This is a genomic window from Sneathiella aquimaris, assembly GCF_026409565.1.
Taxonomy (GTDB): domain Bacteria; phylum Pseudomonadota; class Alphaproteobacteria; order Sneathiellales; family Sneathiellaceae; genus Sneathiella; species Sneathiella aquimaris.
The window spans coordinates 1,210,634-1,233,112 of sequence record NZ_CP112881.1 but is presented as its reverse complement, the minus strand read 5'-3'; the positions used below and the strand labels follow the sequence as shown (position 1 = coordinate 1,233,112).

Here is a 22,479-nt window from a genome sequence, read left to right as displayed (position 1 = left end):
TATTGTTATATTTAGTTCTATCGAGCTTTCATACCAAGATGTAAAACTGATATTTAGCATACTTGTACTTATAAGGACCTCGCTTCGCCATGGATGACATACATAACACAGAAGACAAAATTCTCGAACAGGTAGATATATTGTCGTCCCGGCTGCAGGATATAAAAACGGCTATATCCGGGCAAATCTTTGGTCAGGAAGAAGTGATCGAACTGACATTAACTACTTTGTTTGCTGGCGGACACGCTTTGCTGATCGGCGTTCCCGGCCTAGCCAAAACAAAGCTTGTTGAAACCCTCGGCGGCGTCCTTGGCCTGCATAATAAACGTATTCAGTTCACCCCAGACCTGATGCCCGCTGATATTCTCGGATCAGAAATCCTGGAAACAGCCGCGGATGGGCAACGGCACTTTCGTTTTATCAAGGGTCCCATTTTCACCCAGCTTCTCATGTCTGACGAAATAAACCGCGCCAGTCCTCGAACCCAGTCAGCATTGTTGCAGGCCATGCAGGAAAAAAGAGTCACCATTGCCGGAGAGGAGCATATTTTACCAGAACCATTTCACGTTCTGGCAACCCAAAATCCCATCGAACAGGAAGGCACCTATCCGCTACCGGAAGCTCAACTGGACCGTTTCATGATGCAGATCGATGTCGGATACCCGGATGAACGAACCGAGAAGCAGATCCTTATTGAAACGACCGGAACAAACACACCCCATATTCCGGCAGTCCTCTCTGCCAGCGAACTTTTAAAAGCCCAGCAATTGGTCAGATCTGTTCCTGTAAGTGATCAGGTTATCGAGGCGATTTTAAAGCTGGTTCGTCAGGCTCGTCCGGAACAATCTGAAAACGCGCTTGTCAAACAGTATGTCACCTGGGGGCCGGGCCCTCGTGCCAGCCAGGCCCTGATCCTTGCTGCACGTGCTAGAGCATTACTGGAAAATCGTTTGAGCCCTTCTATTGATGATGTGATCGACCTCGCTATTCCGATCTTGAAGCATAGAATGGCGCTTTCCTATTCCGCCCGGGCAGAAAATATAACGGAAGAAAATATCATTCAATCTCTCACACAGACCATGCAATAAAATGACCGACCTTGGCCTGCGCAAAAACACTCATCGCCTGGAAAGGGTGGACGCTGAAAAGCTTTCCCACAGCCTGCCTGCCTTGATGTTACAGGCTGAAAAACTGGTAAACGGATTTGATCCCGGAACACATGGTCGCCGCAAATCCGGTGTTGGCGAGGATTTTTGGCAGTTCAAATCCTATGAACATTCCGATCCATCTTCGAGCATCGATTGGCGGCAGTCTGCCAAGCGTGATCAACTTTTCATTCGCCAGAATGAATTGGAAACGCCTGAAAGTGTTTGGTTCTGGTGTGATAACAGCCCCGGCATGGCGTTCAGTTCCAAAAACCCCATCCCGTCAAAGCTTTTCCAAAGCCGGGTTCTTACGCTTGCAACGGCTTTACTTCTTATGAAAGGCAGCGAAAATTTTGCTTATATTGGCGGTCTGCAAAAAGCATCGCAGGGCCCCGTATCGTTTGAGCGCTTCACCGAAAATCTCCTTCGATTGGATAGCAAGGACCTTGCTACATTAACAAGTGGGCTTCGTTTACCCAAAAAGGCACGCGTCGTTTTGATTAGCGATTTTCTATATCCACAGGAACAGTTACAAAAATTCTTCAACATTCTTCAACAAACCGAAAATCGTGGTCTGTTGGTGCAGATCAATGATCCAGCTGAAATCGGCTTCCCATTTAAAGGCCGTATTCTTTTCAAGGGAATGAACGGTCCGCTTTCTGCCTTGTTTGGAAGGTCTGAAAATATTCGCGACGAATATCTGGAAAAATTTCAGGCCCATCAAACCTTTCTCAAACAGGCTGCGCGTAAACTGCAATGGGATTATCTCGGCCATAATACAGAAAAACCAATGAGCGAGCCTCTTTCTTCCATCTTCTTTTCTTTGCAAAGGAAGACGAAATGACGGCCTTCTTGACAAGTCTGACATTCGCAACGCCTTGGATTCTTAGTGCCTTATTGATCTTACCTGCGATCTGGTGGCTGTTACGCCTTATGCCGCCTGCGCCAAAAAAGGTTCGTTTTCCCGCCATACAGTTTCTGTTACAGATCGCTGGAAAAGAAGAAAGCCGCGCCAAAATGCCTTTGTGGCTTCTATTACTGCGCCTGATGATCGCCGCGCTGGTCATTGTGGCGCTGGCAGGACCAAGCTTGAATAGAACAGAACTGACTGTAACAGACCGACCTATTGTGCTTTTTATCGACAACGATTGGCTAAGCGCCGGCAACTGGGACATCAAAGAAGCAACGCTTAACCGGATGGCGAAAGAATTTTATGCTCAGGACCGACTGGTCTATATTGTAACGACCGCACATCCTCAGAATAATTCAGATTACTCTCTAAAGGCTGTCTCGCCAGATAGTCTTTCAGCCATCAGCCGCCTGGTTCATCCATTGTCTCAAGGGGTCGATCACCGCGTCTTTGAACAGTACTATCCAGCCCTTTCCCGCTTACAATCGCCCGAGATTTTCTGGTTTACAAATGGATATAAAACAACAGGCTCTGAAACTGCGCTGATCGATGCACTGGAGAAAATAGCCGATCTGGGCAGTTTGACTATCTATCGGGACAAGGAATTAATTGGACCGCCGATTATCCGCTCCGTGTCAAATTCAGGCGGCGGAATAACCGTTGAGATTACCCGCCCCGCAAACACGCCGGTGGAGCCGTCTATGCTGCTGGCACGGTCAGAAAGTGGGAAAATTCTGGAGAAAATGCCCATTGTCTTTGACGGCACAGCGTCCCAATCCACCTCGGTGACGTTTAAGCTCCCCAACGAAATCCGCAATGACCTGTCCAGATTTGAGATCCAGAACAGTAAAAGCGCCGGGTCTGTCTTTTTGTTGGATGACCGTTGGAAACGACGCACGATCGGCCTTGTCACAAATAGCGCCGAAGAAAACACACCGTCCTTGCTTGAAGAAAACTATTATCTGGAAAATGCTTTACTGCCTTTTTATGACATAAAGAAAAACACACTTTCCCAATTGATAGAGGAAAACCCAGCTTTAATCGCCATGAGGGATACAGCGGCCTTACCAGCGAAACAATCCTCACTGCTTGAAAAATGGATTTCTGATGGGGGCATATTAATCCGATTTGCCGGCCCAAAACTGGCGAACGCACGATCGGGCCTTCTTCCCGTTCCCTTGCGTGCCGGCAATCGCAATTTGGATGGCGCGATGTCTTGGGGAAAACCTGCAAAGCTGGGGAAAATGCCGGAAAACAGTCCCTTTTCCCACCTTACGGTCGATCCCAACATCACGGTTTCCAAGCAGGTTCTTGCCAACCCTTCTCCGGAACTCAGTCAAAAAACGTGGGCACAACTGGCCGACGGAACGCCGCTTGTAACGGCCGATGATCGCGGTCGCGGAAAGATCATCCTGTTTCATACGACGGCGAAAATGGCGTGGTCCGATCTGGCGATCTCAGGCTTATTTGTTGAAATGTTGCGGGAAATAAGTTTTCTGGGCTCTTTCTCACCCTCACAGTCAGCATCCGATGGGTTACTTGCCCCACTCGCCTTGCTGGACGGCTTTGGACGACCGATTGATCTGGCTTCCCAGCAATCCTTACAGCTTTCCTATCTGGACCCGCAGGCAACAGACAAGGGCTTATATGCTTCTGGATATTACGGATCGCCTCAAAATCGTATCGCAAACAATGTCGGCCCGAATATCGACCGATATGCGCCGATTAACTTGACCAAGGTTACAGCGACAACGCGGTTTTACGAAGAGGGAAAAAGCCTATCCTTCATGGCACCCTTTTTATCTGTTGCCCTGGGTCTGATCCTGATCGACAGCCTGATCATGATATTTTTGCTGAGCGGATCCCGTTTGCTAACACCATCAGCATCAACCAAAGCTGTCATCATAACTTTCACCGCAGGTCACTTGATTTTCTCAGCGAGCGATAGCTATGCAAAGGACGATCTTGACCGTCTACTGCAAGCTACATTGGAAACGCGACTGGCCTATATCATAACCGGTGACACCCAAATCGATGAAATGAGCAAAGCCGGTCTTACAGGTCTCAGCAAGCAACTCCGTCGGCGGACAGCAATTGAAGCAGCTCAACCTTTGCCCATTAAACTTGAGCAGAATGAGTTGATTTTCTTTCCGATGATATACTGGCCGATCACGGCTGATTTTGAACCGGTCAGTGATCAGGCCATAGAAAAAATCAATCACTATCTGAAAATTGGTGGGACAATTCTGTTTGATACCCGAAACCAGTTTGCCGCCGGTGTCAGCAACGGAAATTTCACCCGAACCCCAGAAGGCATGAGACTTAGAAGTCTGTTATCCCGCCTTGATATTCAGCGATTAACGCAGGTTCCTGCAGATCATGTTTTGACCCGATCTTTTTATTTGATGCAAACTTTTCCGGGTCGATATCACGATGGTGAGCTTTGGGTTGAAAATACCCTGAATGCTGCTGGAAATGATGGTGTTGCATCGATTGTTGTTGGCAGCAATGACTGGGCCGCTGCCTGGGCAATAAATTTTGAAGGGCGTCCAGTGGCCGCCATGGTCCCCGGCGGTGAACGCCAACGGGAAATGGCGTTTCGCTTTGGTATCAATCTGGTAATGTACACGCTTGCAGGAAATTACAAAGCCGATCAGGTACATATACCCGCGATACTGGAAAGGCTTGGTCAATGAACGAAAGCCTGAATCTTCTCTTTGACCCCCTTGTGGATTATTCCCTTCTTTTAGTGATGACCGGCGCGGCCGTCCTGATCATTGCACTTTCCTATTGGCGCCAGGGACCGACATCACTCCTTCGCGCAGTGTTTATCGTTAGCTTGCTGTTTGTGTTGGCAAATCCTTCTTTTATTTCGGAAACACGCCGATATCTAAAGGATACGGTGCTGATTGTGGTTGATGAAACAGATAGCCAGAAACAGGGGGAAAGAGAACAGCAAACGACTGCGGCATTGCAGGCACTTTTGGCAAGGCTCGAAAAAATAAACGATCTGAATATTCTTAGGTCGACCGTCAGAAACAGCTTATCTGACGAAGACGGTGATAAAACGCTGTTGTTTAAAACCCAGAAAGAAATGTTGAAATCAATCCCGCCTTCCCAGGTTGCGGGAAGTATCTTCATCACTGATGGACAAGTACATGATCAACCGTCCGAAACTGACGGCTCAGGCCCCCTGCATGTGCTGCTGACTGGCAGCGAAGATGAGAAAGACAGGGTCCTTACAGTTGAAACGGCGCCGTCTTTTGGCATCGTCAACAAAGAAACAGTCATCAAGATCAAAACCGTAGATAAAGAGCCTGTAGAGACAGCAAAAACAATCGTTGCTGAGGTAAAACTGGATGGTAAGGTAATCAAAAATGTAGCTGTCAGAACGGATCGGATCACCGACATAGCGATCGCAATTCCCCATGGTGGCGCAAATTTTGTTGAAATTACAGTCCCGGAATTAGCCGGCGAAATCAGCCTTCAAAATAACAAGGCGTTTATTACCGTCAACGGTATTCGGGACAGGCTTAAAGTTTTGCTTGTCTCGGGTGAACCTCATATGGGAGAGCGGGGCTGGCGAAATATTCTCAAATCAGACCCGTCTGTGGATCTTGTGCATTTTACGATCCTTCGGCCCCCGGAAAAACAGGATGGCACACCGATCAACGAATTGTCCCTTATTCCGTTCCCAATTAACGAATTATTCGAACGGAAACTGGACGAATTTGATTTGATAATTTTTGATCGATATCGGCGGCGAGGTGTATTGGCACCCCCCTATCTTCGAAATATTGTAAATTACGTCATGAAAGGGGGCGCTCTTCTTGAAGCCGCAGGCCCTTCCTTTGCGACGTCTCTCAGTCTCTACAAAACACCATTATCGGACGTTCTTCCGGGGCAACCAACAGGGTCAGTCTTCAAGCAGGGGTTTGTGCCGCTACTGAGCGACACCGGCAAGCGTCACCCTGTAACCGCCCGCCTATCAACCCCGAAAGAGCGCGAAAACTGGGGTCGTTGGTTTCGGATGATTGACACGAACGCGACTGCGGGCACCGTTTTAATGACCGGTCCGGCAGAGAAACCACTTCTCATTCTGGAACGCTACGGCGAAGGTCGGGTTGCACAGATGTTGTCGGATCATGCTTGGTTATGGGGGAACGGATTTGAAGGCGGCGGCCCGCAGGGAGAGTTGTTACGGAGAATAGCCCATTGGTTGATGCAGGAGCCTGAGCTGGAGGAAGAGAGACTGATAGGCTGGGTAAACGCTGACCGGCTTGAACTGGAACGCTGGTCGCTTGATCCAGGCCCCAAGACCGTCACTGTTGAAAAGCCGGATGGGACCACAGCGGAGGTCGCGCTTTCCAAGGATGAAAACGGGATTGATACCGGTTCGCTGGGCATAACATCGCCGGGTTTATACAGCCTTAGTTCAGATACCCTTAAAACTCTGGTCGCAGTGGGTCGGTTAAATCCACTTGAAAGCCGGGACATCCGATCATCGGCTCTCCCACTGGCGCCTTTTATTCAACAAACAGGCGGAACCATAAAACGAACGACAAACGGCGTCATACCGGAAATCAGGCGCACCTCACCAGATGGATTGCAAGCGGGACAAAATTGGATCGGCCTTCGAAAGAATAAAAGCTACGAAATCACAGGATATTCGAGAACGGCTCTCACGCCACCAGCGATCGCGTTATTTTTGCTGCTTGGCATCCTATGCCTGGCATGGTGGCGAGAAAGTCGCTGATCCGGCCTCCCCGTTTGAGGCTCCTTTACCGGCGACCACGCCGCTGACACCTTGCAGCGCGTTTTCCGCCAGTTCGGCCACCAGAAACCGATCGGGATCCACAGGGCCGGGCAATGAAAGACCGGCATCAAAGGCGGACACAAAACCAAACCGTGCATAATAATCTCGATCACCGACCAGAACGACAATCTTGTGCCCCGCGGCTTTCGCTTTTTGCATACTGTAGCGAATAAGCTCAACCCCGATCCCTTTTCCCTGTTGATCCGGGGTGACAACAATAGGCCCCAGAAGCAAGGCCTCTGTTGTGCCGCCCAGTGTCACGGGCCAATAACGAATACTTGCCAGTAAACTTTCGTCGTCTTTCGCGACAAAAGACAAGGCTTGGTCGGGATTCAGGTTTTCTCTTATTTTGTAGGCAGTTTTTTTGAACCTTTCCGGCCCAAAACACACATCGAGGAGAATTTCAATGGCCGCAACATCCTGCGGCTGCTCGTCACAAATCTTATACATCGTCTTATCCTGGCAATAGAGTCTTTAAAACGCTCGATGCCCGGAAACGACTAGAAAACAGGCACGGCTAACGGTTTGCGCGTATTGGCGCTACCAGTCGTCGTCGTCGTATGATTTGTTTCTGTACCATGACTGCGATCTATCACGAAAATATTTGAAAATAAAGAAAATAAACTTGTCTTGCTTCAAACTGGCTCGCCCTGCTATTTTCTCACACAACTCGTTACCCAACTCTTTCCCCAGTAAAGTGGAGTTTTCTGCATGTTTTATGAAACAGCCAATCCTCATGGCCTAAAGCACAATCCTTTCAAGGCTATCGTTTCCCCGCGCCCCATTGGCTGGGTCAGCAGTATGGATGCTCAAGGCAACCTTAACCTTGCACCGTTCAGCTTCTTCAATGCCATGTCAGATAACCCACCGACCGTAGTCCTTGGGTTTAACGGCAACCATTCAGAAGGGGGACCAAAAGACACATTGGCGAATATTGAAGCCTGCGGCGAATTCGTTTGCAATGTTGTGACTTATGAAATTCGGGACGCCATGAACGCAACCTCGGAGATGGCGGCCAGAAGTGTCAATGAATTTGATCTTGGTGGTCTGACAGCCGCCCCTTCATCTATTGTCAAGCCGCCAAGGGTGCTCGAAAGTCCAGTGAATATGGAATGCAAATATCTGCAAACCATCGACCTTCCGTCCAATAATCCCGATCAACCCAACCGTATGGTTTTGGGACAGGTTGTTGGGATTCATATCAAGGATGAATTTATTACCGACGGGCTGCTAGACATGACAAAATTTCATCCTTTGGCCCGTCTGGGGTACAAGGATTACTCGGCTGTCATGGAAGTTTTCTCGTTGAACCGCCCTGATCAGGCGGCTCAGGAAAAACGGATGACTAAGTAAACATTTAGACCCCGTACCATATCCCCCGAATTTCCCTGGCCAGTTTCTTTTGAATAGCCATGGGAAAGTCGTTCAGATCATCGGCAACCTGAACAAAAGCGCCCCTGCCACCGATCAGGTTTTTCCGATAATACTGATCCAGGTCGGGGACTTCATTTAAAATTGCCAATCCATTGATAACAACACTGTTTGCAACAATGGTTTCACGGATCGGCCCCAAGGATGGCCCAATGGAAATACGACCATCACCGGACAGGTCAATGACACGCCGGGCCGATTTATGCGGCGATGTGGCAAACTGCTGCCAGGCATGTTCCAGGGCAGGCGCAATTGCCGTACCGCCAAACGGAAAGCTGCGAGAAAGATAGTCAATCTTTTCGGCAAATTGTTCAGCGTCATTCGCTGTGGACAGGGCCGTCCATCCAATAACCACCTTCTGTTCCTGCAAGCCCGCCCATTGGGTCATTAAAACGGCAATTTTTTTATGCGGACCTGATTGAATGGCCTGCTGCACCTCTGCACTTCGAAAGGCATTGGCATATCCGCGGATCTGAAGCCCGAATTCGTCGTAATTAATGCTTGAAGATACATCAACGGCCAGCACAAGGTGTAAATCAACGTCGTCGGCAACGGCGCGAGTTGGTAAGATCGCATTCGTTCCGAACCAGCAAAAAAAACAGATTAAAAGGCTAAAACGCACGCAATATTCCTTCAACGACAATGCCGCCCTACTCTGCAAAGCCTTCATGTCAGAAATAGGGCTCCACAATTAAAAAAAGGGCGGTGCAATACCGCCCTTTTTTTTACCCTTACCGGGTTCTTAAACTATCGATCAGTTCTGGTAGGAACAGTGATATCTGAGGTATGTAGGTCACCATTATCAGGAACAGTAACAACAGTGATAGCCAAGGCAGGCAAGCCTTCACCACCCACACAATACTACGCCCGGTAATTCCCGCCGTGACAAACAGGTTCAAGCCTACAGGCGGCGTAATCATGCCAATTTCCATATTCACAACCATAATGATCCCCAGATGAATGGGATCAATGCCATACTGGAGGCCAATCGGAAACAGGATTGGCGCCATGATCAGCAAAATGGCGGAAGGTTCCATAAAGTTACCTGCCGCCAAAAGCAAAAGGTTCATAATGATCAGGAATCCCCAAGCCGGCAATCCAAGCCCTGTAATCGCTTCGGCAATAACATGCGGGATTCTCTCGGACGTCAAAACATGTGCAAAAAGCATTGCGTTGGCGATAATGAAAAGCAGCATAAAGCTGACCTTGGCACCGTCCAGCACCACCTTCTGCACATCAGGCGCAAAAAATGCTTTTGGAATACCGACCATTATTTGCCAGGTATTTCTTACTACGGCTGAACCGGCATTCTCCCCTTCATAACGCCAGGGTATTTCCTTCAACGGTCCCATATCCCGGTAACCGGCAACGGCGATAATAAACGCATAAATAGTGGAGACAGCCGCAGCTTCGGTCGGGCTTGCAATGCCGCCATAAATGGCGCCCAGGATGATGACAATGAGAATGATACCGCCCGACGCGCTAAACGCTGCGGAGAAAAATTCTCTTGCGGATACGCGTTCCTGTGCCGGCAATCCCTTGATACGCGCATAAATGTATATCGCCAACATCAGAATTGACCCCATCATGATGCCCGGGATAAACCCGGCCATAAACATCCGGGCTGCGGATACTTCGGTTGCCGCAGCATAGACCAGCATAACGATGGAGGGCGGGATCAGGATACCCAATGTTCCAGCATTGGAAATCACGCCTGCCGCGAACTCTTCCGGGTAACCTGTTTTGACCATACCTGCGATCACAATTGAGCCGATCGCGGCCACAGTGGCAGGTGAAGACCCCGACACTGCAGCAAACAGCATACAGGCCAGAACCGAAGCCATGGCGAGACCACCGCGAATGTGGCCAACCCCTGCGTTAGCAAATCGGATTAACCGTTTAGCAACGCCGCCGGTTGAAAGAAACGCACTGGATAAAACGAAGAACGGAATGGCCAGCAATGTGTAGTGATCTGTCAGGTTCTCAATAAATTTGAGTCCCATCGATGCGATACTGTCTCCAGAGAGATAGTAAATTGTAACGATACTGGAGAAACCAAGTGCGATGGCAATCGGCATCCCCATAAAGATGCCCAGAAACAGAAGTGTGAAGAGAACAGCTGTAATCATCTGCCATCTCCTTCGTTTTTCTTAACTGGCTCAATATGGGCGATCTCTTCCAGAACTTCTTTAGCCTCATCAGCCAATTGAAATCCGATACTCTCTCCCTTGATGATTTTCCAAAGCAACTGAAGAAACCGAATGAAAAGAAGACCAAACCCAACAACCAGAATGGAGTGCGCCACCCATTTTTGGTACGGCAAATCTTCAAGCTCCAGCCCAATTTTCTTCATCTTTTCAAGATAAACCCACGAGCCCGCAAACAGGAGCCCACAGTAAAACAGACACATGCCGACGGCCGCGATTGAGACCAGTCGGTGTATGTTTGGGGGGAGCAAACGAACCAGCGCGTCTACACCAATATGCGCACCCACACGAACCCCGTAGGACGCACCCAGGAGAACAAACCACGCAGAGGTTAGAAGGGTTAGTTCCTGAAGCCAGAGAAACCCACTGTTAAAAACAAACCGCATGACGACCTCGACAAACACAAGCATCGTCATGATAACGAGAAGGAGGGAAATCAATCCCTCCTCCAAACGCTCGACATAGTGACGCACGATTGGCCCCCTTGTCTGAAATTTTCCGGGAACCGAGAATTAGTTGTTTGAAGCGACGGCAGCGTCGATCAAATCCTGACCAATTTCATCAGAGAATTTTGCCCAAACAGGTTTCATCGCTTCAACCCATTTAGCGCGGTCTGCAGCGCTCAGATCCAGAATTTTACTACGTCCGGAATCGGCGATACGCTTGCGATCACTATTGACTTTTTCCGCCGCGATCTTGTTGCCGTGGGCAATTGCTTCATCCATAGAGGCTTTCAGAACCTTGCGTGTGTCATCCTCTAGTCCTTGCCAGAACTCAGCAGATGTTACGACAAGATAGTCAATCAAACCATGGTTCGAAGCGGTAATATGATCCTGTACTTCAAAGAACTTCTTCGAATAGATATTTGACCAGGTATTTTCCTGACCATCTATTGCTTTTGTCTGCAACAGTAGGAAGACTTCTGAGAAAGGTTTTTTCAAAGGCGTTGCACCAACGGCCTCAAACTGGGCTGCCAGAACATCAGATGTCTGAATCCGGAATTTCAGACCGTCCGCATCTACAGGACTACGTAGTTCGCGAGAAGCTGAAAGCTGCTTTAGCCCGTTATGAAGATATCCCAGTCCGATCAGACCTTTTTTCTCCATGGAATTCAGCAATTCCTGACCCTTGGGACCATTTTGGAATTTTTCAACTGCATCCATGTCTTTAAAGAGGAACGGCAGATCAAAAACCTGAAGCTTTTTGGTGTATTTATTGAACTTGGACAAAGACGGCGCCGCGATCTGAACGTCACCCAGAAGCATCGCTTCCAATACCTTACCATCGCCAAACAACTGAGAGTTAGGGAAAACTTCGACAACGACTTTTCCAGGAAGACGGGCTTCCGCCAATTCCTTGAACTTCAGAGCCATCTGCCCCTTTGGTGTGTTTTCCGCCACAACATGTGAAAATTTAATTTTAATTGGTTCAGCTTGTGCAACAATTCCTGCAAGCATCACACCAGCCGCGACTGCAGCTCCAATAAAAAGGCGCATTGTTTTCTCCTCTGTCAACTATTCTACTTTTTTATGAAAATTGGCTGTTTTTCACAGCACTTGTCATCAAAATGACTGGAATACAGCTTTCTGATACTTATTATATAGAAGGAGAATAGCGCCTAATTGTTTATTTTGCGAGTAGATTTGTCTGCAAAGTTACAGCTTTATCCCATATTCCCTTTCAATTATCGGATTAATTGTTGGTAATATCATGCGATGAATTTTGACAAAGCCTTCTTTGTGACACACAGTTATGACAAGATATCCATAACGATCCAAAGCGTTTTATTGGCCATGTGGCCACCACCATACATACGCGATCCAATACTGGGGTGAACTAATGAAAAAGGTCTTTTACGGTATTCTGGGCATTGTTGTTCTACTTATCGTGGCTGTTGTCGCAATACCATTTCTGGTGCCTGCAGAACGGCTGAAAGAAGAACTCATACTAGCCGTTAATGATGCAACGGGACGAACACTGTCTATCGATGGCGACTTCAGTGTCAGCGTTTTCCCAACATTGGGCGTCAATGCGTCGACGGTTTCTCTTTCCAACGCTCCGAGCAGCAATGAGCCGAATATGGTTAGCATTGATACGCTGACAGTGGAACTTGCTGTCCTTCCCATCATCACAGGTCAGGTGCAGGTGGACAAATTTGTTCTCAACAAGCCAGTCATCTATTTAGAAAGTGATAAAAAGGGGAACAAAAACTGGGAATTCTCAAGCCCGGCAGGAACCGCATCCGGAACTTCGGACGCCGAAACGGCGAGTAGTTCAGACTCTTCAGGCGGCGATTTGGGAATTAGTGATCTGAATTTGGGTGACGTGCAAATCATTGACGGAGCCCTGACCTACAATGACCAGAAAACTGGTGATATCCAAATACTTTCGGATATTAATATTGCGCTGACACTCACCGGACTGGACGCCCCTTTCAAAGCCGCAGGCAATGCCGTTTGGAATGCCGAAAAAGTAGATTTTGAGACCGAAGTCGGAACTTTACGGGCAGTTCTCGAAAACAAACCAACAAGCCTGAAATCATCCGTTACTTCTTCAAAGGTTACATTTACTCTGGACGGCGGTATCGACGCCACGCAGCCTCTTAAATTAAATGGCAAAACCGACCTCAACATCCCATCGCTAAAAGATCTTACGGCCTGGGTTGGCCAGCCAATGGAAGCAAAAGAGGGGACCTTTGGTCTGGTTTCGGTTAAAGGCGATGTCAGTATCAATGATACTGCTTACGCCTTTAAAAATGCGACTTTGGCGTTTGACAAGATAAACGGGAACGGAGACTTTTCAGTCAATCTTGGAAAGAAAATCCCTTATCTTGAAGGGCGGCTGGATATCGTAGAACTGGATATCAATCCTTATCTGCCCGAGAATGCCGGCACCGATCAAAATGCTGCGTCTGACGCGTCCGCACCGGCCAAAACCGCCAGTGACCAAAAATGGGACGACAAACCCATGGATTTTTCTGGTCTGAAATCGGCCAATGCAAAATTCGATTTGTCTGTCGGAAAAATACTGGTTCAAAAAGTAAAAATCGGCAAAAGCAGTGTTGCAACGAAATTGCAAGATGGCGTTCTCAATGTAGATTTGACAGAACTTGACTTGTACGACGGAAAGGGCGTCGGATCAGTCATGCTGGATGCTCGCAACCCCACTGCCAAAGTCGCGAAATCCTTCTCGTTACAAGGCATACAACTCTTGCCAATGCTGACAGACGCCGCTGACTTCGACAAACTTGAAGGCACAGGTAAAATAGATCTGAAAATCAATGCAACGGGCAAATCCCAAAAAGATTTCATCGAAGCATTGAACGGCAATGGGCAGATCCTGTTTGAAAATGGTGCCATCTCCGGCATTAATCTGGCCGCAATGGCACGTAATGTTGCCAGCGCCTTTACCGATAGTGGCGGCGCCCAGAAAACAGATTTCGCTGAACTTTCCGGCACATTTACAATTGTAAATGGTTTGTTGAAGAACAATGATCTGAAAATGCTCAATCCTTTTGTTCGCATCACCGGTAAAGGGGATGTAAACATGCCACCCAAAACCTTGGATTACCGTGTGGAACCCAAATTGGTTGCGACAACTGAAGGGCAAGGTGGCAAGGATGCAACAGGGCTTGTTGTTCCGATCAAAATTTCTGGTTCCTGGGATGATCCTAAATTTGCACCAGACCTTGCGGGCGCGATTACAAATATCGCTGACCCTGCAAAACTTAAAGAAGGGCTGGAAACCAAAGGCAAGGAAGAGCTGAAGAAAACGTTGGGTGATACCCTTGGGAAAACCCTGGGCGGCTTTCTTGGAAAGAAAGACTAGCCCGACTTATTAAACAAAACCGAGCTATGGTCACCCATCCGGGGCCATAGCTTTTTTTTGCTCGACCCTAAAACCCTTAAACTGAAAACCAGTGAAATATTTTTTTCTGTTTCCAATTGCTTCCACTGACAAGCCTTGAAATTTGGAGGGCTGGCCAACATGGCTCCGGTAGACTAGGCTCCATACTCAGAACACATCAAACCGAGTGCGCCCCATACAAGGGCATCATCGAAGGTACCATATGACAGATTACATATTCGGCGCGATCGCATCATTTTGTCTTCTGGCCAGTTTACTTCCTCTGTTACCCATCAGTCATGGGGTCGTGCGGATCTTCGATTTCGGGCGCTTGCAAATTGCCACCATTGCAATTTTAACAGCTATTATCCTTTCTCTTTCGCAGCCAGACAACAGCTTGGATCTTGTCTTTTTGGCCATGCTTCTCAGTGCTTTTGTTATTCAGGCGATATTTATCATTCGGTTCACACCGCTTTGGTTCAAACAATCGGCGAAATCCAAAACGAATGCTGATGACGAGACGGTGATCCGGTTTCTTATCTGTAATGTGAAACAGGGCAATCGTGACTATTCAAAGCTTATCGAGCTCCTCCGCGAATGTGAGCCGGATATATTTATCCTTATGGAAACTGATCAGGCTTGGACTGACGCCATTAACGACGCTTTTTCACACTATCCCCACACGTTGACATGCCCACAGGATAACAGTTATGGGATGTTTCTTGCCTCTCGTCTTGACATGATTTCAGGTGACATAAAATTCTTGCTGAACGACAAAATACCCAGTTTTCATTGCACGTTTCGAAACGATGATGATCAACAGTTTGACCTCATTTCCATCCATCCCGATCCACCGGTTCCGAACAGCGATACAATGGGCCGCGACGCCGAAATTCTGATTGCTGGTAAAATCGCCATTGATCGGAAACGCCCGATGATTATCACGGGTGATTTAAATGATGTTGCATGGTCTGCAACCACTCGTCGTTTCATGAGACTGTCTCAACTGCTTGATCCAAGGCAAGGACGGGGCATGTACAATTCCTTCGATGCCCGGTTTCCCTTTTTACGGTGGCCATTGGACCATATTTTTCATTCTGAAGAATTTGAGCTCGTCAATATAATGCGGCAACCCTTTATTGGATCAGATCACTTCCCCATGATGTACGAGCTCGCCCTGAATTTTAGTGCAAAAAACACCACTCCACCCGACGCAACAAAGGATGATTTCGACGAAGCGAAAGAGGTAATTGACACAGAAAAAAAACGGGATCGCAATCCCGTAGGTGAAGACTGGGAGAAATAAAATAACCCGCCTTATCACGTCAGGTAAGGCGAACGTCCCCCATTGTGTAGAACAATAAACAAAAAAAGGCGCCGAGCGCCCTTTTCTGCAGAATGAAAAAGCTTAAGCTTTCTTGGCCGCTCGCTCTTCGACAGGCCCTCCTTGATCCCGCCATGCCCCGAAACCACCGTCAATATGCGCTACGTTATCCAGTCCCATTTCCTTTACCGTCGCGGTTGCAAGAGCAGACCGCCAGCCTGCCGCACAGAAAAAGATCAGTTTTTTACCACTTGCAAACACATCTCTGTGATACGGGCTTTCAGGGTCAACCCAGAATTCGAGCATGCCCCGCGGCGCATGCACTGCACCCGGAACCTGACCTTCACGCTCCAATTCCCTTACGTCACGGATATCAACAAATGTGACCTCTTCCCGACCATGTAATGCAATTGCATCCGCAGTTGTCAGGGTTTCAATTTTTTCATTTGCCGCAGCAACCATCTGTTTGACTGTTTTTTTCATTTTATTCTCCAGACTTGTGGCTATACTTAACACTTGATCCTTGCCAATGAATGCTACAATCTCACGATCAGGGATGCCAGCAGATAAAAGCAAAAACACAAAGAGGAAATCATGGATCTTTCATTTACCCCCAAAGACAATGAATTCCGTCAGGAAGTCATCGAGTTTATCAATGACAATTTTGACGACGATCTCCAGAAAAAAATGGCCGATACACGCAATAGCTATTTACCCCGCGAAGATCATGTTCGCTGGCAAAATGCCCTTGCAAAAAAAGGGTGGTTGACACCTGAATGGCCTGTAGAATTTGGTGGTACCGGTTGGTCCACCACGCAAAAATACATTTTCGAGACTGAAATGGCGAATGCGAACGCTCCTGGCGTTATTCCGTTCGGCATCAAGATGTGTGCGCCGGTCATTTTGAAATTTGGAACGGATGAGCAAAAACGTCGGTTCCTGCCACGGATGCAGACAAACGAAGACTGGTGGTGCCAGGGGTATTCTGAACCTGGTTCAGGCTCCGATCTGGCGTCCCTTCAAATGAAAGCTGAAGATAAGGGCGATCATTTCCTGTGCAATGGTTCCAAAATCTGGACAACCCTTGCTCAATACGCAGATTGGATTTTCTGCCTTGTGCGTACCTCGACAGAGGGAAAACGACAGGAAGGTATTTCGTTTCTGCTGATCGACATGAAGTCACCAGGCATTTCAGTAGACCCCATTCAAACGACAGACCTTCCTGTTAAAGGCGCACAAGAGGTTAATCAGGTCTTTTTCAACGATGTTAAGGTTCCTAAAGAGAACCTTATCGGTGAAGTGAATAAGGGGTGGACATATGCTAAGTATCTGTTGGAATTTGAACGCGGAAACGCCTATGCAGGCCGCCTGAAACGTGGAGTTCAAAAGGTCAAAGCGATTGCTGAAAAGGAAGTTGCCGGCGGTCAGGCACTTCTGTCTGATCCGTCATTCCGGTCAAAATTGACGAAACTGGAAATTGATATTCAGGCACTTGAAATGACCGAACTGCGCATTTTGAGTAAACTCAGCAACGGACAGAATATGGGCCCCGAGTCGTCCTTGATGAAATGTCGGGGAACTGACCTGTACCAGGATGTTGTTGAGCTTGCGTATGAGGCTGTCGGTACATACTCAACGCCTTTCATTCCGCTGCAGGCCGGACGAAATGATGAGCCCCTTGGCGCGGATTATGCCAGTGGCGTCGCGCCTCGGTATTTTAATGCCCGAAAAGTTTCCATATACGGTGGCTCAAACGAGATCCAGCGGAACATTATGGCAAAACTTATCCTCGGCCTATAAGAACAACGGGTCGGTCCACGGACCGGCCCCCTTTCCTGCTGGAGGTCCTGTGATACCCCTCTCATCGACAGTTCTTTGCCATCCTAGCCATTCCGGGCAAAGCTCTTTTCATCAGGCCCTGCCCCACTTTCTGTGGATTACGCGAAAATACAGCGGTCATCCAAAGAAACGATTATCCTGCAATCACCAAATTCCATACTTAAAAAGAAATGCCCCGCTTTTCAAAGGGTCCTCACCCAAGCGACATTCTCGTTTAGGATCGATCGATTATAAATCCCTGAGCCTTGTCTCCATTTATGGGCCCCGAGGAAGAGTTTTCTGACCATTCCCGAAAGCCACGACATTCTGGCAAAGGAGAAATGATGCTGAAACGAGAAGATTTCACCCCCCAACGGATCGATGAACTGATCGCAGAAGCGCGCAAGCATGGCCCTTATGATGCCCTTACTCATGAAGAAAGGGAAAATAGCCGGCAGGACTTTTTAAAAAACAGGAAAAGCGAGGACGGTTTATGGGTGTTCGGTTATGGTTCACTCCTCTGGAATCCCGCGTTTGAGTTTGATCACTCTATACCAGCAAGGCTATTCGGCTACCGACGGAGTTTTTGCCTGAAACTTTCGATGGGGCGAGGGAGCGCTGAAAAGCCAGGGCTTATGCTCGCCCTTGATAACGGGGGGTCCTGCAATGGCAGAGGCTTCTACATCCCATCGCATAAGGTAGAGAGTGAAACCCGTATCCTGTGGATGAGAGAAATGCTTTCTGGCGCCTATCGGGCAACTGAATGCAAACTCACCCTTCAAAATGGTAAAAAGGTCCCTGCATTGACGTTTGTCGTCAATCATCAGCATAGCAGATATACGCCAGAGATCGAGATTGGTGAAAAGATCAAACTGATTGCAACGGGAGAAGGATATCTTGGAACATGCCGTGATTATCTAAGCAATACGGTAACGCATCTAGAAGAAATCAACGTCAAAGATCAGTATTTGCATTATCTGATGAGGAAAGTGGAAAATGCCTACCCGAAAAAGAAATGACCCGGCACGAGGGGTGTGTGCCGGGATCATATCGGCTGATATTAGATCTCTCCAACATCAGAGGGGTACTAGGGTACTTGATACTAAATAATCGGTACGAATACGCAACTATGTACTTAATACTAGGGTACTTGATACTACATCTACTAGGATATCGGGGGGGATATCCAGCAGATCAATTCTTGGAACTGATCAACTGATTTTGAGTATCTGCATAATGACGGGAAAGATCAAGAACAAACAGAATTACTGGTGTCAAACGAAAACAATAAGCAATCTAATAGCATAGGCTTATTTCTTAGTATTTTTATTCTTTACTTAACGTCATATAGATGACGTCTATGTAATTATTAAATTACATTAAAAAAAATTTATTCACTTTTTTATCACGAAAAAAACGAATCAAACGACTTAGAGGATCATATTCCCGTCTTTACCCAGAAACAGGCGTGATCTTGGCCTTTAGGCAAAAAAAACGGCGGCCATTCAGGCCACCGTTTTTTAGTGTTAGGTTTACCGCTTATGCAGTAAGCGCTGCTTTCTTACGACGACGACCAAGCCATCCAAGTCCACCAAGGGCTGCGCCGAACAGAAGAGCAGCAGGTGGAAGTGGAACTGCAGAGATCTGAACGTTATCCAGGTAACCGCCACGTGTGTCGTCTGTGCCAGATGCCCAGAAATTCATTGTGATAGTCTGTGCATTCGCCAAAGTGAAGATGTGGGAGATAATTTCCCAGCCATCTGAGCGAACGCCAGTCACAAGTGTATCAGCAAGAACACCGGTGTCGATGCTGTAACCAATTCCGTTCGTGTTCACGTCACTTGTGCGACCAAGATACGCGAAAGAGAATTCGTATGTACCAGCAGCAAGATTTACGCTCTGTGACATTGCAGAGTTTGTATTTGTCGCGAAGTCACTATCAAGTTCAATTTTCTGATTGCCGGCATAAGGACTTGCGCCGCCAATATTTCCTTTTTGAACTTCAATACCAGGACCCGCTGTGACAGACCAACCTTCAAAAAGTGGGTTGATAACGTCCCAGCCGTCGTTGTTTGTGTCAGCAATAGGTGTTTCAAACCCACTGAAAAAGACTGTTGCAGCAGATGCAGGCGTCGCGGCGATTGCACAAACAGATACACTGACAGCAGCAGCAATAAGTTTAACTCGATTAAGCATTTTTCCATCCAATTAAGCGGAAATTTTACACCTACAGTCACGTCGATACTGTTGACGCCTGCAGAAAACATTAACAAATGATTAACGATTGAATAATGTTTGCGTTCAAACTTGTCAACGCACAGATCAGCGTTCTTTATACTTTTATAAAATTTTAAACATATTTGACCATAAATCGGCAAATATGGTACAAAAAATTAACCATAAATTGAATTATTAGGTTAACGTGATGGGCCTTTATAGTTAATATTTCACGCTAGATATCGGTATATCGGACAGTAATTTAGCACGAAATCGAATCAGATGGACCAGAGTAGACCTTAAACGGCCCAACACACTTCATCCAGTCCGGCAAATCGCTTAAAACGATTAATTTCAGCCTCCAGTTTCGCCGAACGCCCACTGCCAATATGGACCCCGTCTTCCATCCAGACACGTAAAACCTGCATCTGACCAGAAGCACGGTCTGCCTTCACCTCGATCCGACCGATAAATCTTGCGCCTTCAAGAATAGGATAAACATAATATCCCCACTGCCGTTTTTGTTCCGGCACAAAGATTTCGATACGATAGTAAAAACCAAATAGGCGCTCTAACCGCTTTCGGTCCCGAATAAGAGGATCAAACGGATTTAGGATACGTAGCTGTTTTGATGGATCCCCAACTTTGCTCAACCGCTCTTCGATATCGGCAAACGAATAACAGGACCGGACCGCCCCGTCATGTCCTTCCACCTCAACGCGCACAAGCCTGCTTGCATTCTGTTCTGCCCAGACCTTCGCTTCCCTTAAACTGACCGCCTCCCAAAACCGCTGGATTTCACCTTCAGTCGCGAAAACAAGACGGTTGAGAGCCGCTTCACAAAGCCAGTTAATCTGAGCCTCATCAGAAATCTCTTGTTGCTGCTGTTCAAACGGCACGACCCTCTCAGTAAGATCGTAAAATTTCTTGAAATTAACGCGGTGAGACGTGGACAGTTTCCCGGAATACCAAAGATATTCCAACCCCTGCTTGTGAGGGGGCCGTTGCCACATCTTTTTTTGGCCAACAACTTTTGTATCAAACGCATGGGTGGACAGAGGCCCCTCCGCCTCAATCCGCTCCAACAAATGCTCCAGGTTCAGCGTCTTTAAATCCTGATACCGTCTGCCAACTTTTTCCTCCAGCTGTGAGAACCGCCGTTGCCAAAAGGGGAAAAAAGCCATGGGAATGAGCGATGCATCATGAGTAAAATGTTCAAACAATTGCCGTTTCTCCGAAAAGGCCTGAGGCAACATGTGGGGTCTGTATTTGGGGTGTCTCGTCCATAGAATGTGATCGTGTGCCCTTTCAACAACTCGGATCGTATCCAACTGGACAAATCCTAATGATTTAGAAAGGGCCTCGACATCAACAGGACCCGTCACTTTTGCGGAAAGCCCCATCGCCTCTAACAACAACAACCGGGCATCTTGATTTGATATTTTAAGGGGCATAAACGGCTTTCGTCTTTATTGATGAACACTCTGTATTGAAGCGGGTTTTAGTCAAACAGAATTTGACACGGATCACAAATTCATCGAACATTTTTTGTTCTCGCTGGCCAACCTAGGTCGCGACCACTAATAAAGACCAGTAAATCCCAATCACACACCTCTTCCCGATTGCACAAATAATAAAGCGCTGAAAATGAACAATATACGCGGCACACTCTTTATGGTTCTCGCAATGGCAGCCTTTGCCCTGGAGGATATGTTCTTCAAATCGGCCGTGCAAGCCATCCCGGTGGGACAAGCCCTAATCCTGTTCGGCTTGGGCGGTATGCTCGTCTTCATGATTTTGAGCATGGCCAAGGGGGAAAAGATCATCCATCCGCAAATCACGGCCCCACCCCTTATCATCAGATCGGCATGTGAGTTATTGGGACGCCTGTTTTTTGCGCTCGCCATTGCATATACCCCATTATCCAGTGCCTCAGCCATATTACAGGCAACCCCTTTATTTGTGGCGTTAGGTGCTATTTTCTTCTTTAAAGAAAGCGTTGGCTGGCACCGCTGGGGAGGTATTATCCTTGGATTTGCAGGTGTGCTTCTTATCCTCCGTCCTGGATGGAGCGGCTTTGAAGCGGCCTCACTTTTCGCCGTTTTGGGAACCCTCGGCTTTGCAGGGCGCGATCTAGCCACACGCGCCGCCCCAATGACCATGTCCAACCGGCAATTGGGCATCTATGGCTTTTTTATCCTCTTCCTGGCAGGCGTTATCCTGTCTGTGTGGCACGGCATTTCATTTGTTGTGCCTGAAATGACGGTCTGGTTCAAGTTGTCGGCAACCATCGCCGCGGGGGTCGTGGCGTATAACGCCCTCACAATCGCAATGAGAACCGGGGAAATTTCGGTCGTCGCGCCGTTTCGATATACCCGCCTTGTATTCGCGATGATACTGGGAGCCATTGTTTTCTCAGAACGCCCGGACGGGCTAACACTCCTGGGCAGCGCAATTGTCGTCGCAAGCGGCTGCTATATCGTCCTGCGAGAACGAAAAACACGAAAACAATAAAATTGAAAGCGGAGACATCCTGTCCCCCTTTTGATCTGGGATAGAAATTCAGGTAGGCTCTATGAACTAACGGTCATACCCAGCCCAACCACAACAAACCCACAGCCTTAATACACGGCCCTGATATTCAGAACATCTGACCCAGCAACTCGAAAAAGCTACATATTAAAATTTTCAAGGAAAAAGTGAGTGGCTGGGGTGGCAGGAACCCCACTCAAATTTCACCCAAGGCGTTGATCCCCAGAATACTG

General features: G+C 47.7%; 18 protein-coding genes. 10 read left to right on the top strand and 8 right to left on the bottom strand.

All coding sequences use genetic code 11. The annotated features are described in order from the left end of the window. Positions 1-89: 89 nt before the first annotated feature. The 4 genes from OIR97_RS05620 to OIR97_RS05605 are packed head-to-tail and all read left to right on the top strand — an operon-like array spanning position 90 to position 6,811. A complete protein-coding gene (locus OIR97_RS05620) occupies positions 90-1,088 on the top strand; it encodes an AAA family ATPase (protein ID WP_169544609.1) in 999 nt (332 codons plus the stop codon). A 1-nt stretch (position 1,089) separates the two neighbouring features. Then, positions 1,090-1,989 carry a DUF58 domain-containing protein gene (locus OIR97_RS05615; RefSeq protein WP_169544608.1) on the top strand — a complete coding sequence of 300 codons (900 nt, stop codon included), beginning with the start codon at positions 1,090-1,092 and terminating at the stop codon, positions 1,987-1,989. After that, positions 1,986-4,751 carry a DUF4159 domain-containing protein gene (locus OIR97_RS05610; protein WP_169544607.1) on the top strand — a complete coding sequence of 922 codons (2,766 nt, stop codon included), beginning with the start codon at positions 1,986-1,988 and terminating at the stop codon, positions 4,749-4,751. The genes OIR97_RS05615 and OIR97_RS05610 overlap by 4 nt, the downstream gene beginning before the upstream one ends. After that, on the top strand, positions 4,748-6,811 hold the full coding sequence (locus tag OIR97_RS05605) for a hypothetical protein (RefSeq protein ID WP_169544606.1): 2,064 nt from the start codon (positions 4,748-4,750) through the stop codon (positions 6,809-6,811). Before OIR97_RS05610 ends, OIR97_RS05605 begins: the two co-directional genes overlap by 4 nt. Here OIR97_RS05605 and OIR97_RS05600 read toward each other — a convergent pair. Then, positions 6,779-7,321, bottom strand: coding sequence for a GNAT family N-acetyltransferase (locus OIR97_RS05600; protein WP_169544605.1), 543 nt, complete (start codon positions 7,319-7,321; stop codon positions 6,779-6,781). The two genes, OIR97_RS05605 and OIR97_RS05600, sit on opposite strands and share 33 nt — an antisense overlap. A 261-nt stretch (positions 7,322-7,582) precedes the next feature. Between OIR97_RS05600 and OIR97_RS05595 the strand changes: the two genes are divergently transcribed. Then, entirely contained in the window at positions 7,583-8,224 is a 642-nt protein-coding gene (locus OIR97_RS05595; protein WP_169544604.1) for a flavin reductase family protein, read from the top strand. A gap of 4 nt (positions 8,225-8,228) precedes the next feature. Here the strand turns inward: OIR97_RS05595 and OIR97_RS05590 are convergent, their stop codons facing one another. The 4 genes from OIR97_RS05590 to OIR97_RS05575 all read right to left on the bottom strand — a co-directional run bounded on the left by OIR97_RS05590 (position 8,229) and on the right by OIR97_RS05575 (position 12,005). After that, positions 8,229-8,924 (bottom strand): DUF1194 domain-containing protein, encoded by a 696-nt coding sequence (locus tag OIR97_RS05590; protein ID WP_169544603.1) that lies wholly within the window; start codon positions 8,922-8,924, stop codon positions 8,229-8,231. A 109-nt stretch (positions 8,925-9,033) separates the two neighbouring features. Continuing rightward, positions 9,034-10,431 (bottom strand): TRAP transporter large permease, encoded by a 1,398-nt coding sequence (locus OIR97_RS05585; protein ID WP_169544602.1) that lies wholly within the window; start codon positions 10,429-10,431, stop codon positions 9,034-9,036. Continuing rightward, positions 10,428-10,982, bottom strand: coding sequence for a TRAP transporter small permease (locus OIR97_RS05580; protein WP_219821667.1), 555 nt, complete (start codon positions 10,980-10,982; stop codon positions 10,428-10,430). Before OIR97_RS05580 ends, OIR97_RS05585 begins: the two co-directional genes overlap by 4 nt. A 39-nt stretch (positions 10,983-11,021) precedes the next feature. Beyond that, positions 11,022-12,005 carry a TRAP transporter substrate-binding protein gene (locus OIR97_RS05575; protein ID WP_169544601.1) on the bottom strand — a complete coding sequence of 328 codons (984 nt, stop codon included), beginning with the start codon at positions 12,003-12,005 and terminating at the stop codon, positions 11,022-11,024. A 343-nt stretch (positions 12,006-12,348) separates the two neighbouring features. On the opposite strand from OIR97_RS05575, the gene OIR97_RS05570 reads away from it, so the two are divergent. Both OIR97_RS05570 and OIR97_RS05565 read left to right on the top strand, forming a co-directional pair. Then, positions 12,349-14,337 carry an AsmA family protein gene (locus OIR97_RS05570; protein ID WP_169544600.1) on the top strand — a complete coding sequence of 663 codons (1,989 nt, stop codon included), beginning with the start codon at positions 12,349-12,351 and terminating at the stop codon, positions 14,335-14,337. A gap of 241 nt (positions 14,338-14,578) precedes the next feature. Then, positions 14,579-15,661: an endonuclease/exonuclease/phosphatase family protein gene (locus OIR97_RS05565; protein WP_169544599.1), complete on the top strand. Its 1,083-nt coding sequence runs from the start codon at positions 14,579-14,581 to the stop codon at positions 15,659-15,661. Positions 15,662-15,763: 102 nt separating this feature from the next. Here OIR97_RS05565 and OIR97_RS05560 read toward each other — a convergent pair whose 3' ends face one another. Continuing rightward, positions 15,764-16,162 carry a rhodanese-like domain-containing protein gene (locus OIR97_RS05560; protein ID WP_169544598.1) on the bottom strand — a complete coding sequence of 133 codons (399 nt, stop codon included), beginning with the start codon at positions 16,160-16,162 and terminating at the stop codon, positions 15,764-15,766. Between the two features lie 111 nt (positions 16,163-16,273). On the opposite strand from OIR97_RS05560, the gene OIR97_RS05555 reads away from it, so the two are divergent. Both OIR97_RS05555 and OIR97_RS05550 read left to right on the top strand, forming a co-directional pair. Continuing rightward, complete coding sequence (locus OIR97_RS05555) at positions 16,274-17,479, top strand: acyl-CoA dehydrogenase family protein (protein ID WP_169544597.1); 1,206 nt, start codon at positions 16,274-16,276, stop codon at positions 17,477-17,479. Positions 17,480-17,838: 359 nt separating this feature from the next. Continuing rightward, the gene (locus tag OIR97_RS05550; protein ID WP_169544596.1) at positions 17,839-18,516 is read left to right on the top strand and encodes a gamma-glutamylcyclotransferase; all 678 of its coding nucleotides are present in this window, start codon (positions 17,839-17,841) and stop codon (positions 18,514-18,516) included. Positions 18,517-19,036: 520 nt separating this feature from the next. On the opposite strand, the gene OIR97_RS05545 is transcribed toward OIR97_RS05550, so the two are convergent. Beyond that, entirely contained in the window at positions 19,037-19,693 is a 657-nt protein-coding gene (locus OIR97_RS05545) for a VPLPA-CTERM sorting domain-containing protein (protein ID WP_169544595.1), read from the bottom strand. 320 nt (positions 19,694-20,013) lie between these two features. Beyond that, on the bottom strand, positions 20,014-21,168 hold the full coding sequence (locus tag OIR97_RS05540) for a winged helix-turn-helix domain-containing protein (RefSeq protein ID WP_169544594.1): 1,155 nt from the start codon (positions 21,166-21,168) through the stop codon (positions 20,014-20,016). Between the two features lie 193 nt (positions 21,169-21,361). Here OIR97_RS05540 and OIR97_RS05535 point away from each other — a divergent pair, with 193 nt between their 5' ends. Beyond that, a complete protein-coding gene (locus tag OIR97_RS05535) occupies positions 21,362-22,228 on the top strand; it encodes a DMT family transporter (protein ID WP_169544593.1) in 867 nt (288 codons plus the stop codon). Positions 22,229-22,479: the final 251 nt, after the last annotated feature.

Excerpts from the sequence above, each read along its gene's own strand:
- OIR97_RS05620 (WP_169544609.1), top strand. The coding sequence starts at position 90 with ATGGATGACATACATAACACAGAAGACAAAATTCTCGAACAGGTAGAT.
- OIR97_RS05615 (WP_169544608.1), top strand. The coding sequence starts at position 1,090 with ATGACCGACCTTGGCCTGCGCAAAAACACTCATCGCCTGGAAAGGGTG.
- OIR97_RS05610 (WP_169544607.1), top strand. The coding sequence starts at position 1,986 with ATGACGGCCTTCTTGACAAGTCTGACATTCGCAACGCCTTGGATTCTT.
- OIR97_RS05605 (WP_169544606.1), top strand. The coding sequence starts at position 4,748 with ATGAACGAAAGCCTGAATCTTCTCTTTGACCCCCTTGTGGATTATTCC.
- OIR97_RS05600 (WP_169544605.1), bottom strand. The coding sequence starts at position 7,321 with ATGTATAAGATTTGTGACGAGCAGCCGCAGGATGTTGCGGCCATTGAA.
- OIR97_RS05595 (WP_169544604.1), top strand. The coding sequence starts at position 7,583 with ATGTTTTATGAAACAGCCAATCCTCATGGCCTAAAGCACAATCCTTTC.
- OIR97_RS05585 (WP_169544602.1), bottom strand. The coding sequence starts at position 10,431 with ATGATTACAGCTGTTCTCTTCACACTTCTGTTTCTGGGCATCTTTATG.
- OIR97_RS05575 (WP_169544601.1), bottom strand. The coding sequence starts at position 12,005 with ATGCGCCTTTTTATTGGAGCTGCAGTCGCGGCTGGTGTGATGCTTGCA.
- OIR97_RS05570 (WP_169544600.1), top strand. The coding sequence starts at position 12,349 with ATGAAAAAGGTCTTTTACGGTATTCTGGGCATTGTTGTTCTACTTATC.
- OIR97_RS05565 (WP_169544599.1), top strand. The coding sequence starts at position 14,579 with ATGACAGATTACATATTCGGCGCGATCGCATCATTTTGTCTTCTGGCC.
- OIR97_RS05560 (WP_169544598.1), bottom strand. The coding sequence starts at position 16,162 with ATGAAAAAAACAGTCAAACAGATGGTTGCTGCGGCAAATGAAAAAATT.
- OIR97_RS05555 (WP_169544597.1), top strand. The coding sequence starts at position 16,274 with ATGGATCTTTCATTTACCCCCAAAGACAATGAATTCCGTCAGGAAGTC.
- OIR97_RS05550 (WP_169544596.1), top strand. The coding sequence starts at position 17,839 with ATGATGCTGAAACGAGAAGATTTCACCCCCCAACGGATCGATGAACTG.
- OIR97_RS05545 (WP_169544595.1), bottom strand. The coding sequence starts at position 19,693 with ATGCTTAATCGAGTTAAACTTATTGCTGCTGCTGTCAGTGTATCTGTT.
- OIR97_RS05540 (WP_169544594.1), bottom strand. The coding sequence starts at position 21,168 with ATGCCCCTTAAAATATCAAATCAAGATGCCCGGTTGTTGTTGTTAGAG.
- OIR97_RS05535 (WP_169544593.1), top strand. The coding sequence starts at position 21,362 with ATGAACAATATACGCGGCACACTCTTTATGGTTCTCGCAATGGCAGCC.